Raw genomic sequence first — 11,241 nt, forward strand, 5'->3', positions numbered from 1 at the left:
CTCCTCTAGGGTTGCTTCGATGACGGGATTGGTGGTGTCGTGACAAAGGCGGGTGGTGTCGTGACAAGGCCGGTGCTGTCGTGACGGGGCTGGCCGTGGCGATGGACGTGGTCGCCGCCGGGTTCCTCGCGTTCTTCGTGGTGCTGCTGACGCGGGGGAGGAGCCCGCACGCCGACGAGGGCGGACGCTCGGTCGCCATGGTGCTGATCGCGGTCAGCCTGGGGCTGCTGTCGGTGCCCCTGTGGAGCCTGCCCTAGCGGGCTCCCATCCCGGCGCGTCCAGGAGGTGCCGGACGAACAGCAGCGTCGTCGCCGTGGGGGCGGCGCCGGCGACCGCGTGCCAGGGGCGGTCGAGCGGCATGTCCGGCGCGTCGATCACCGTCAGGCGCCCGGCGTCCAGTTCGGCGCCGACCGCGTCCCGCGACACCAGCGCCACCCCGAGCCCGGCCGCCGCGCCCGCGACGACCGCGCCGTTCGAGCCGAGCACGAGCCGGGGCGGCGCCACCTCGCGTTCGGCCAGGTAGGCGTCCGCGGTCGCCCGCGTCCCCGAGCCCGGCTCCCGCATCACCCAGGGCGTGCGGGCCAGCGCGAAACCGTCCGCGAGGCCGGGCGCGCCCACGACGACCAGCTCGTTCGGACGCCTCGCCAGCACGGTCGCCGCGACCTCGGCGGGCGGGCGCCCGGCCAGCACCAGATCGGCCTCGTGCGCGGCGAGGCTGCTCCACACCTGGCGGCGCGGCCCGACCTCCAGCGCCAGCTCCACCTCCGGCCAGCGGGCCCGGAACGAGGCGAGCAGGTCGGGCAGGATCTGGTCGGCGGCCGTCGTCACCGCCGCCAGCCGCAGCGGCCCGCGCCCCGGGTCGGCCGCGCCGCGCGCCGCCGCCCGCCCCTGCTCCAGCAGCCCGAGCACCTGCCGCGCGTACCCGGCGTAGACCGTTCCGGCCGGGGTCAGCCGGATGCCGCGGCCCACCTTCTGGACGAGCGGCACCCCGAGATCGCGGGTCAGCGCCGCGACCGCCGCCGACACCGCCGACTCCGTCACGTACAGCCGCCGGGCCGCCGCCCGCACCGACCCGGTGTCGGCGAGCGCGACGAACGTCCGCAGCCGCGCCTCCGTCATGCCCGGCCTCCTCAATCAAGTGAATGCTTAATGGTCACCGTAGAACACTTGATGGACATCGCAAGTGTCGGGAGGCGAAGCTTCGAGGCGTCACGGTTGCACGCGGCCGGGACGCGGTGCTCCGCTCCGATCCCCTGGGACATGCCGTCCTTCACCTGGGGCGGAGCGCCGCGTCCCTGCCGTCCGGGAAGGAGCGGCGATGGGCTCGGGCAGATGGTCGGCGGGCGTGATCCCCTACGCGGAGATGGGCTACTGGCGTCCGGACTACGAGCCGAAGGACAGCGACATCCTCGCCGCCTTCCGGATCACGCCGCAGCCCGGCGTGCCGCCGGAGGAGGCCGGCGCGGCCGTCGCGGGCGAGTCGTCCACCGCCACGTGGACGGTCGTGTGGACGGACCGCCTCACGGCCTACGAGAACTACCAGGCCAAGTGCTACAAGGTGGAGCCCGTCCCCGGGCAGGAGAACCAGTTCATCGCCTACATCGCCTACGACCTCGACCTGTTCGAGGAGGGGTCGATCGCGAACCTGACGTCGTCCATCATCGGCAACGTCTTCGGGTTCAAGGCGCTGAAGGCCCTCCGCCTGGAGGACATGCGCATCCCGACCCACTACGTGAGGACGTTCCAGGGGCCTGCGCACGGCATCGTCATGGAACGCGAGTACCTGGGCAAGTTCGGGCGCCCGCTGCTGGGCGCCACGGTCAAGCCTAAGCTCGGGCTCTCGGCGCGCAACTACGGACGCGTCGTCTACGAGGCCCTCCGCGGCGGCCTCGACTTCACCAAGGACGACGAGAACATCAACTCCCAGCCGTTCATGCGCTGGCGCGACCGCTTCCTCTACTGCATGGAGGGCGTCCACAGGGCGCAGGGCGCCACGGGCGAGGTGAAGGGCCACTACCTCAACGTCACGGCCGCGACGATGGAGGACATGTACGAGCGCGCCGAGTTCGCCAAGGAACTGGGCAGCGTCATCGTGATGATCGACCTCACCATCGGCTACACGGCGATCCAGTCGATGGCGAACTGGGCGCGCAGGAACGGCGTCATCCTGCACCTGCACCGCGCGGGGCACTCCACCTATACGCGGCAGAAGTCGCACGGCGTGAACTTCCGCGTCATCGCCAAGTGGATGCGGCTCGCGGGCGTCGACCACATCCACGCCGGGACGGTCGTCGGCAAGCTGGAAGGCGACCCGAACAGCGTCCGCGGCTACTACGACACCCTGCGCCTGGACAAGGTGGAGGCCGACCCGGTGAAGGGCCTCTACTTCGACCAGGAATGGGCGTCGATGCCGGGGACGATGCCCGTCGCGTCCGGCGGCATCCACGCCGGGCAGATGCACCAGCTCCTGCACTACCTCGGCGAGGACTCCATCCTCCAGTTCGGCGGCGGGACGATCGGCCACCCGATGGGCATCGCCGCCGGCGCCACCGCCAACCGCGTCGCGCTCGAGGCGATGATCAAGGCGCGGAACGAGGGCCGCGACTACCTCGCCGAGGGCCCCGACATCCTGCGCGCCGCCGCCAAGCAGAGCCGCGAGCTGGACGTCGCCCTGTCCACCTGGGGCGACATCACCTTCACGTACGAGTCCACGGACACCCCCGACGTTGTCGAGACCCCGGTGAGCGTCTGATGCGAATCACGCAAGGAACCTTCTCCTACCTGCCCGAACTGACCGACGACGAGATCGCCAAGCAGGTCGCCTACGCCCTCGGCCAGGGCTGGCCGTGCTCGGTCGAGTTCACCGACGACCCGCACCCGCGCAACTCCTACTGGGAGATGTGGGGCCTGCCGATGTTCGACCTCGCCGACCCCGCCGGCGTCCTGTACGAGATCAACGAGTGCCGCAAGGCGTACCCCGACCGCTACATCCGGCTGAACGCCTACGACGCCCGCTACGGACGGCAGACCACCGCGCTCCAGTTCATCGTGCAGCGTCCCGCCGAGGAGCCCGGCTTCCGGCTCGACCGCGAGGAGACGTCCGACCGGCGCATCCGCTACACGCTCCACCCGTACGCGCTCGACCGCCCCGAGGGCGACCGCTACGGGGCGGGACGTTGAGCGAACGCCCCGGCTTCGGGATGCGCCAGAACGGCTCCCCGGTGGACTCCTCCCAAGCTCCCGCCACCGGGGAGCCGCTCCCGCCCGGAGCCCGCATCGACCTCGCCAAGGAGCGCGCCGACTCCCAGGTGGACTCCGTCCTGGACGCGCTGGACACCGAACTGGTCGGCCTCGCCCCCGTCAAGACCCGCATCCGGGAGATCGCCGCGCTGCTGCTCGTCGACCGGGTCCGCGCCCGGTTCGGCATCGACTCGGGACGTCCCAACCTCCACATGTGCTTCACCGGGAGCCCCGGGACGGGCAAGACGTCCGTCGCCGTCCGGCTCGCCGAACTGCTGCACCGCCTCGGCTACGTCCGCCGCGGCCACCTCGTGTCCGTCACCCGGGACGACCTCGTCGGCCAGTACGTCGGGCACACCGCGCCCAAGACCAAGGAGGTCCTGAAACGGGCCATGGGCGGCGTCCTGTTCATCGACGAGGCGTACTACCTGTACCGGGCCGAGAACGAGCGCGACTACGGGCAGGAGGCCATCGAGATCCTCCTCCAGGTCATGGAGAACCAGCGGGACGACCTCGTCGTCGTCCTCGCCGGCTACAAGGACCGCATGGACTCCTTCTTCGCGTCCAACCCCGGCATGAGCTCCCGCATCGCCCACCACATCGACTTCCCCGACTACGAGCCGGACGAGCTGGAGGCCATCGGCCGCCTGATGACCGAACGCGAGGGCTACGTCCTCGCCCCCGAGACCGAGGCGGTCTTCCGCGACTACCTCTCCCGGCGCCGCGCGCAGCCCCGCTTCGCCAACGCCCGCTCCGTCCGCAACGCCGTCGAACGGGCCCGCCTCCGCCACGCCAACCGCCTGCTCGCGGCCGGCGGCGACGTGGGCCGCGACGACCTCACCACCCTCCACCCGGACGACTTCCTCGCCAGCCGCGTCTTCGGGTGACCCGAGTCACGTCCGATCCGGGGATGAGCCTCCGCATGTCCTAATGTTGGGCTTACGACATGTAGAGGTGGGGGAGAAGTTGCTTAACCCTGAGGATCTGTACGAGCTCGACGCCGACCTGCCGGAGATGACGGGTCCGGTGCTGCTGCACAGCCTCGACGGCTTCGTGGACGCCGGATCCACCGGGCAGCTCGTGCGCGATCACCTCCTGGAGTCCCTTGAGCACCGCGTGATCGCCCGCTTCGACGTCGACTCCCTGATCGACTACCGGGCCCGCCGGCCGCCGATGACGTTCGACCGCGACCACTGGTCGTCCTACGAGGCGCCCGAACTCGTCGTCCGGCTGCTGCGCGACGAGGCCGGCAGCCCCTTCCTGATGCTGTCCGGGCCCGAGCCCGACCGGCTGTGGGAGGGGTTCACCTCGTCCGTCGTGCATCTGGTCGAGAAGCTCGGCGTGGGCGTCGTCGTCGGTTTCCACGGCATCCCGATGGGCGTCCCGCACACCCGCCCCGTCGGCACCACCGCGCACGCCACCCGGCCCGAGCTGATCAGCAAGAACTCGTGGTTCGACAAGGTCCAGGTCCCCGGCAGCGCCGCCGGGCTGCTGGAGCTGCGGCTCGGCGAGGCCGGGCACGACGCCGTCGGGTTCGCCGTGCACGTCCCGCACTACCTCGCCCAGTCCGCCTACCCGGCCGCCGCCGTCGCCGCGCTGGAGGCGATCGTCTCCGCCACCGGCCTCGTGCTGCCCGCCGACCGGCTCCGCGAGGCGGCCGCCGCCACCGACGCCGACATCGCCGAGCAGGTCGACGGCAACGATGAGGTCGAGAAGGTCGTCCGGGCCCTGGAGCAGCAGTACGACGCGTTCGCCGGCGCCGCCGAGCGCGACAACCTCCTCGCCGAGTCGCAGGACATGCCCACCGCGGACGAGCTCGGCGCCCAGTTCGAGCGGTTCCTCGCCGAGCAGGACGGACCCGACTCCGCCGGCTGACATATCCCGTCCGCCGCTGGGTAGGCGACCGCCCGAGGAGGGAGGTCAGCTCATGGCCCAGAAGGTGAACGAGGTGATGACGCCGGTGCCCGTGGCCGTGTCCCCGGACACGTCCCTGGTGGAGGTCGGGGACCTCATGCGGCAGCACGGCATCGGCGACGTCCTCGTCGTCCACGAGGGCCGGCTCCGCGGCCTCGTGACCGACCGCGACATCGTCGTCCGCGCCGTCGCCGCGCAGCGGGACATATCCGGCACGACCGTCGCCGACATCTGCAGCACCAACATCGTCACGGTCGCGCCCGGCGAGGACGCCGACGCGGCGGTGCGGCTGATGCGCGAGAACGCCGTCCGCCGCCTCCCGGTCGTGGACGGCGACCGCCCGATCGGCATGGTGTCCATCGGCGACCTGGCCGTCCTGCGCAACGAGCACTCCGCCCTCGCCGACATCAGCGCGGAACCGCCCAACACATGATCACACTGCGGCTGCGGGACGCCGAACTCGCCGGCGACCTGGCGATACCGGACGGCGCGACCAGCGTCGTCCTCTTCGCGCACGGCAGCGGCAGCTCCCGGCTCAGCCCCCGCAACCGCGCCGTCGCCGAGGGCCTCAACGCCGCCGGCATCGGCACGCTCCTCATCGACCTGCTCACCCGGCACGAGGACGAGGTCGACCGCGTCACCGCCGCCCTGCGCTTCGACATCGAACTCCTCACCCTCCGCCTGATCGGCGTGATCGACCGCCTCACCGAGGGCCTGGAGTCCGCCCCGCACACCGCCGGCCTCCCCATCGGCCTGTTCGGCGCCAGCACCGGCGCCGCCGCCGCGCTCGCCGCCGCCGCGGCCCGCCCCCGGATCGGCGCCGTCGTGTCCCGCGGCGGCCGCCCCGACCTCGCGGGCCCGTCCCTGCCGCGCGTGCACGCCCCCGTCCTCCTGATCGTCGGAGGCGCCGACCCGGAGGTCCTGGCGCTGAACGAGCAGGCGCACAGGCAGCTCGAAAACTCCGAGATCCACATCGTCTCCGGCGCCACCCACCTCTTCGAGGAGCCGGGCGCCCTCGAAGAGGTGACCACCCAGGCCGCCGACTGGTTCAACCGGACCCTGTGATGGCGGACACCGTGACGCACGACGTCATCGTGGTCGGGGCCGGGCCCGCCGGCGCGTCCGCCGCCTGCCACCTGGCCCGCGCCGGCCTGGACGTCCTCGTCCTGGAGAAGACGTCCTTCCCGCGCGAGAAAATCTGCGGCGACGGCCTCACGCCCCGCGCCGTCGACGAGCTCCGCTCCCTCGACATCGACCTCTCCGGCTGGTTCCGCACCGAAGGCGTCCGCCTGAGGGCCGCGGGCCGCGGCCTCGAACTCCCCTGGCCGTCCGGCCACGGCCTCACCCGCACCCGCACCGACCTCGACGAACTCCTCATCCGCCAGGCCGTCTCCGCCGGCGCGACCCTCCAGGAGAACACCAAGGTCACCGCGCCCCTCAGCTCCCGCGGCCGCGTCACCGGCGTCCGCACCGCCACCGGGACGCACCCGGCCCGCCTGGTCGTCGCCGCCGACGGCGCCTCGTCCCGCCTGTCCGTCGCCCTCGGCCTGCACCCCCGCCGCGACCGCCCCATCGGCATCGCGGGCCGCCGCTACTACCGCAGCCCCCGCCACCAGGACCCCTACCTCGAGATCTGGCTGGACCTCGCCCCCGCCGGCTACGGCTGGATCTTCGGCATGGGCGACGGCACCTGCAACGTCGGCGTCGCCCTTCTGCGCACCGAACACCCCGACTACCGCCGCCTCCTCACCCACTGGCTGCGGCGCCTCCCCGCGAGCTGGGGCCTCACCGACGACAACGCCACGGGCCCGCTGCGCGGCTCCGCCCTCCCCATGGGCTTCAGCCGCCGCCCCCACTACCTCCCGGGCCTCCTGCTCGCCGGCGACTCCGGCGGCATGGTCAACCCGTTCTCCGGCGAGGGCATCGCCTACTCCCTCGAAGCGGGCCGCCTCGCCGCCGAGGTGATCACCGCCGCCTACCACGGCCCCTTCCCGGAGAAGATCCTCCGCTCCTACCCCGCCGCCGTCCGCCGGGCCAACGGCGCCCCCTTCACCCTGGGCCGCGCCCTCACCCGCGCCATGGACGACCCCCGCGTGATGCGCCTGGCCACCCACCACGGCCTCACCCGCCCGGCCCTCATGCGCTTCGCCCTCACCCTCGCCGGCGGCATGCCCCCCGCCCCCGTCCCCACCGCCTCCGACCGCCTGGCCGCCGCCCTGACCCGCCTCACCCCCGCCTCCTGAATACCGTTTCGCGGTAGCCCCCACGAACCGGGTACGCTTTCCCGGCAACGCGGGCGCGTAGCTCAGGGGTAGAGCACTCGCCTTACAAGCGAGGAGTCGGCGGTTCGAAACCGTCCGCGCCCACGACAGCCGGTCTGACCTGCGGGGACGTCCTCTCCGCAGGGAGGACCCGCTGTGCATGACGTCTGGACAGACGTCGCTTCTTACCCGAGAAGGCCGCACAGAGGGTGACTCCTTAGCAGTAAGGACGTCACCTTGCACAGCACGACCAGCACGTACCAGCCCGACATCGACAGCTTCCGCAGGCACCTGCGGGCGGAGAACAAGAGCCAGCGCACCACCGAGATCTACGTGGGTGCGGTCACCAAGTTCGCCCGGTGGTTGGTGGAGCACACCGACTGCCAGGACTGGGAGGACGTCGAGGGACGCGACGTCCAGGACTTCACGATCCACATCCTGGACACCCGCTCGGCTGGCTACGCCAACAACCTGTACCGGGCCGTCCAGCAGTACTTCAGGTGGTGGCACGGCGAGTACGGCATGCCCAACCCGATGTGGGGCCTGAAGCCCCCGATGGTCCCCGAGCAGCCCATCCCCGTGCTGACCCAGGAGCAGCTCGCGGGGCTGCTGAAGAGCACGGAGGGCCGCACCTTCGTCCAGCTCCGCGACACCGCCATCCTCATGCTGCTGATGGACGCCGGACTCAGGAGGGGCGAGCTGGCGGCCCTGAAGCTCGACGACATCGATCTGGACTACCGCGAGGTCAAGGTCCTCGGGAAGGGCCGCCGTGCCCGTACCATCCCGTTCGGCCACGTCACCTGCCGGGCCCTCGACCGCTACCTCAAGGCCAGGAAGAAGCAGCGGCTCGCGCACCTGGACTGGCTCTGGCTCGGGACGCAGGGCTCGCACCTGACCGCCAGCGGGATCTTCCAGATGATCCAGCGCAGGGGTCAGGACGCGGGCATCCGGGAGCTGTTCCCGCACATGCTCCGCCACACCTGGTCGCACTTTTTCCGGCTGAACGGCGGGTCGGTGGACGACCTGATGCGCCTGGCCGGGTGGAAGTCGGTCTCCATGGCCCACCGTTACGGGGCCTCCGCCGCTGATCAACGCGCTCGCGTAGCCGGACAGCGGCTGTCGCTGGGCGACCGGATCTGAGGAGGCTCCATGACGAACAGGCACACCCGGCCCGACAGGCAGCCGCCGCTGCGCCGCCAGATCGTCCGGGCGCAGCATGCTCTGACCAAGGCCGTGAACCACACCGACTGGTTCCTGGTCGGCGACCTGAGCGACGGCCCGGAGATCGCGGCCTACCTGGACGAGGCGTCCGTCGCGATCCACCTCGCCAGGGAGGCCCTGATCCAGAGCATGGGACGCCTCCCGCAGGAGGGTGAGCAGACCGAGCTGGACCTGACCGCCCCCATCTCCCGGTCGGCGGTCTGCGCCACCTGCACCCACCGCTCGGTGGACCACACCGAGGGCCTGCGGTGCCCGGCCTGCGGGTGCACCGACTTCACCGAGGCCGACGACGAGAGTGGCCTGTGCGCGCACCCGCACGAGGGCCCGTGCCCGAGCTTCGGGGACGACTCCGACGACGAGGAGGAGGGCCGGTGATCCTCGTCTACCTCGCCCTCATCTGCGACCTGGCGGGCATCGCCTTGATGGGCGGCCTGCTCGTCCAGGAGTACCGGCCCCGTTTCGTCGAGACGGCGGGACACAGGCGGCCTGCCAGCCCGGCCGGGTACTCCGGGCACCCCTCGATGGGTGAGGGGCTTCTCAGGCTCGCTCAGGCCGTCTACTCGGTCACCGACCGGATTCTGGACTGCCCCTGCCAGCAGGCCGGGAGGTGCCCGTGCGGGAGGTGACCGAGCTGCGCCGGGCCGTCCGGCTCGCCCTGAAGGGCCACGAGCCCGCCTTCGTGGCCGAGATGGACGAGGCCCTCTTGGGTGCCGTCCTGCGCACGTCGTGGATCCCGATGGAGGGGCTGGAGCACCTGCACGCGGCCCTGATGGGGGCCTCCGACAGCGAGCTGTACACCGTCGCCCGCAAGATCCTGGAGGAGCAGTGAGGATCCTGGACCACCTGCCCATCGGGGTGCTGGCCGTCATCGCGGCCTGCGGGAGCTTCAGCCACATCGCCCACCTGGCGGAGCGGTCCGGCCAGACGGGCTGGATGAGCTACGCCACGGCGGTGTGCATCGACCTGCTGGCCGTCGTGGCTGCGGGGGAGATCAGGAGGGACAAGCGCATGGACAAGAGGAGCACCATCCCCACCCTCGTCCTGGCGGGGGCGATCTGCCTCACGCTCGGGGCCAACCTCGCCGAGGCCCAGCCGACCGTCTGGGGGCGCATCTGCGCGGGCGTTCCGGCCGGTGCCTTCCTACTCGCGGTGGCCCTGATCGAGCGTCGGGGGAGCAGGCCGGCGAGTGCGGAGGCGGCTGAGAAGGAGCAGGTCAGTGAGCCTGTCCAGGACGAGGAGCCGGTGATCGAGCCCGAGCCGGTGAGGAAGGCCCCGAAGAAGAAGGCCCGCAAGCCCGCCAGTCAGAAGCCCCCCAAGTCCCTGGCGGAGCTGCTGATCCTGGCGCAGACGGCCGACGAGGAACACCGCCACAAGTACGGGAAGCACATTTCCCGGGACAAGCTGCGGGTCGCGCTCGGAGTCTCGACCAATACCGCCAGCTCGGTCTTGAGGGAGCTGCGCACCGCCTGAGACAGGGGAGGCGGGGGCCTGGTCCGCGAACTGGCGGGTCAGGCCCTTCGTCTTCAAGCCCTGCGTGGACGCTCCCGGTTCGTACGATGCTGACGTGAGCATCCTCTTAGATACGGCGTTCCTGACATGGGTGAACAAGGGCACAGGGGTCGCGGTGGCCTTGATCGGGGCCCTGGTCGTCTCCCCGGACGGAACACGCTGGTTCGTCCGCTGGACATGGAGGCGGGCCACCTTCTGGCGTCGTGAGCACCACAGTGGCAGCGCAACCCTGCGTGGTACCGGCACGATGTCCGCAGCCGGTTACATGATCCCCGTCCGCTCCTGGCCGGAAGACTTGCCGACAAAGGAGCAACTGAAGCGCATCCGTGGATGGCTCACCGACGTGGAACACAAGGTCGGGAAGTTGGGGGTGGACCTGGCCAAGCACGAGAGGGACACCAAGAAGGCCCTCGAAGAGGTGACCCGCAAGCACGAGGCCGGGTTCCAGGAGCTGCGCTCTCTCATCCGGCAGATGGAAGCCTCCGAAGCCCGGGTGGATGGCCGGGCGCTCCCAGTGATCGGTTGGGGCATCCTGCTCAGCGGCATCCCCGAACTGCTGGCCAAGTCGGCAACGGCGACCTACAGCCTCTGCGTGATCGGCGTCGTCGCCACGATCGGGGTCTCCGTGAGCGTGTACCGCGAATACCGCCGGGCCAATCGACGGAGGAGCAGCGGATCACCTTGACGGATACCGCTTAACCCCCCTGGCCACACCAATCTCAGTCGTCGTCCGGCTTGACCGCGAAGGTGCCGCGTCCCGGGACGGCCCGCAGGATGCCCTCGTCCTTCAGGATGCGCAGGCCCTGCTGCACGGTGGTGTTGGCCAGGCCCGTCTCTTGCACCAGCTCGGCGACGGACGGAATGCGGCGATCGAGCGGGTACGTGCCGTTCTGGATGCGCGACCTGATCAGGTTCGCCAGTTGCACGTAGAGGGGGTCCGGTCCCTCGAAGTCGATTCCTCCCACCCATCAGACGCTAGCCCCGTTTTCCGCACATGTGGATCTTTGGGGGTGATCGGTGCGTCGGGTTGGTCCTGGATCTGCGGGACGGGCAGCGTGTGGGGTTGTGAGACAACCTGCGCGGTTCGGTGGCCGGT

The 11,241-nt window shown here is 71.0% G+C and carries 16 protein-coding genes and 1 tRNA gene; 15 read left to right on the forward strand and 2 right to left on the reverse strand.

Features of this window, described 5'->3' with window-relative positions:
• The first annotated feature begins 80 nt into the window (after window positions 1-80).
• The gene (locus SM611_RS34315) at window positions 81-257 is read left to right on the forward strand and encodes a hypothetical protein (RefSeq protein ID WP_371954497.1); all 177 of its coding nucleotides are present in this window, start codon (window positions 81-83) and stop codon (window positions 255-257) included.
• Here SM611_RS34315 and SM611_RS34320 read toward each other — a convergent pair.
• Window positions 214-1,119: a LysR substrate-binding domain-containing protein gene (locus tag SM611_RS34320; RefSeq protein WP_371954498.1), complete on the reverse strand. Its 906-nt coding sequence runs from the start codon at window positions 1,117-1,119 to the stop codon at window positions 214-216. The two genes, SM611_RS34315 and SM611_RS34320, sit on opposite strands and share 44 nt — an antisense overlap.
• A gap of 199 nt (window positions 1,120-1,318) precedes the next feature.
• Here SM611_RS34320 and SM611_RS34325 point away from each other — a divergent pair, with 199 nt between their 5' ends.
• The 14 genes from SM611_RS34325 to SM611_RS34390 all read left to right on the forward strand — a co-directional run bounded on the left by SM611_RS34325 (window position 1,319) and on the right by SM611_RS34390 (window position 10,830).
• Complete coding sequence (locus SM611_RS34325) at window positions 1,319-2,752, forward strand: form I ribulose bisphosphate carboxylase large subunit (protein WP_371954499.1); 1,434 nt, start codon at window positions 1,319-1,321, stop codon at window positions 2,750-2,752.
• Window positions 2,752-3,180: a ribulose bisphosphate carboxylase small subunit gene (locus SM611_RS34330; protein ID WP_371954500.1), complete on the forward strand. Its 429-nt coding sequence runs from the start codon at window positions 2,752-2,754 to the stop codon at window positions 3,178-3,180. The genes SM611_RS34325 and SM611_RS34330 overlap by 1 nt, the downstream gene beginning before the upstream one ends.
• Window positions 3,177-4,127: a CbbX protein gene (gene cbbX / locus SM611_RS34335; protein WP_371954501.1), complete on the forward strand. Its 951-nt coding sequence runs from the start codon at window positions 3,177-3,179 to the stop codon at window positions 4,125-4,127. Before SM611_RS34330 ends, cbbX begins: the two co-directional genes overlap by 4 nt.
• 79 nt (window positions 4,128-4,206) lie before the next feature.
• Window positions 4,207-5,115: a proteasome assembly chaperone family protein gene (locus SM611_RS34340; RefSeq protein ID WP_371954502.1), complete on the forward strand. Its 909-nt coding sequence runs from the start codon at window positions 4,207-4,209 to the stop codon at window positions 5,113-5,115.
• A 52-nt stretch (window positions 5,116-5,167) separates the two neighbouring features.
• Window positions 5,168-5,587, forward strand: coding sequence for a CBS domain-containing protein (locus tag SM611_RS34345; RefSeq protein WP_371954503.1), 420 nt, complete (start codon window positions 5,168-5,170; stop codon window positions 5,585-5,587).
• Window positions 5,584-6,219 carry a dienelactone hydrolase family protein gene (locus tag SM611_RS34350; RefSeq protein ID WP_371954504.1) on the forward strand — a complete coding sequence of 212 codons (636 nt, stop codon included), beginning with the start codon at window positions 5,584-5,586 and terminating at the stop codon, window positions 6,217-6,219. The genes SM611_RS34345 and SM611_RS34350 overlap by 4 nt, the downstream gene beginning before the upstream one ends.
• A complete protein-coding gene (locus tag SM611_RS34355; RefSeq protein ID WP_371954505.1) occupies window positions 6,219-7,397 on the forward strand; it encodes a geranylgeranyl reductase family protein in 1,179 nt (392 codons plus the stop codon). The genes SM611_RS34350 and SM611_RS34355 overlap by 1 nt, the downstream gene beginning before the upstream one ends.
• A gap of 51 nt (window positions 7,398-7,448) precedes the next feature.
• Window positions 7,449-7,520, forward strand: a tRNA-Val gene (locus SM611_RS34360).
• A gap of 132 nt (window positions 7,521-7,652) precedes the next feature.
• Complete coding sequence (locus SM611_RS34365) at window positions 7,653-8,555, forward strand: tyrosine-type recombinase/integrase (RefSeq protein WP_371954506.1); 903 nt, start codon at window positions 7,653-7,655, stop codon at window positions 8,553-8,555.
• Window positions 8,556-8,564: 9 nt separating this feature from the next.
• On the forward strand, window positions 8,565-9,011 hold the full coding sequence (locus tag SM611_RS34370) for a hypothetical protein (RefSeq protein WP_371954507.1): 447 nt from the start codon (window positions 8,565-8,567) through the stop codon (window positions 9,009-9,011).
• Window positions 9,008-9,262: a hypothetical protein gene (locus SM611_RS34375; protein ID WP_371954508.1), complete on the forward strand. Its 255-nt coding sequence runs from the start codon at window positions 9,008-9,010 to the stop codon at window positions 9,260-9,262. Before SM611_RS34370 ends, SM611_RS34375 begins: the two co-directional genes overlap by 4 nt.
• Window positions 9,250-9,465, forward strand: a complete 216-nt coding sequence (locus SM611_RS34380; protein ID WP_371954509.1) for a hypothetical protein — start codon at window positions 9,250-9,252, stop codon at window positions 9,463-9,465. Before SM611_RS34375 ends, SM611_RS34380 begins: the two co-directional genes overlap by 13 nt.
• A complete protein-coding gene (locus SM611_RS34385) occupies window positions 9,462-10,106 on the forward strand; it encodes a DUF2637 domain-containing protein (RefSeq protein ID WP_371954510.1) in 645 nt (214 codons plus the stop codon). The genes SM611_RS34380 and SM611_RS34385 overlap by 4 nt, the downstream gene beginning before the upstream one ends.
• A gap of 94 nt (window positions 10,107-10,200) precedes the next feature.
• Window positions 10,201-10,830: a hypothetical protein gene (locus tag SM611_RS34390; RefSeq protein WP_371954511.1), complete on the forward strand. Its 630-nt coding sequence runs from the start codon at window positions 10,201-10,203 to the stop codon at window positions 10,828-10,830.
• 34 nt (window positions 10,831-10,864) lie between these two features.
• Here SM611_RS34390 and SM611_RS34395 read toward each other — a convergent pair whose 3' ends face one another.
• Window positions 10,865-11,110, reverse strand: a complete 246-nt coding sequence (locus SM611_RS34395; protein ID WP_371954512.1) for a GntR family transcriptional regulator — start codon at window positions 11,108-11,110, stop codon at window positions 10,865-10,867.
• Window positions 11,111-11,241: the final 131 nt, after the last annotated feature.

The organism is Actinomadura monticuli (assembly GCF_041463655.1).
Taxonomy (GTDB): domain Bacteria; phylum Actinomycetota; class Actinomycetes; order Streptosporangiales; family Streptosporangiaceae; genus Spirillospora; species Spirillospora monticuli.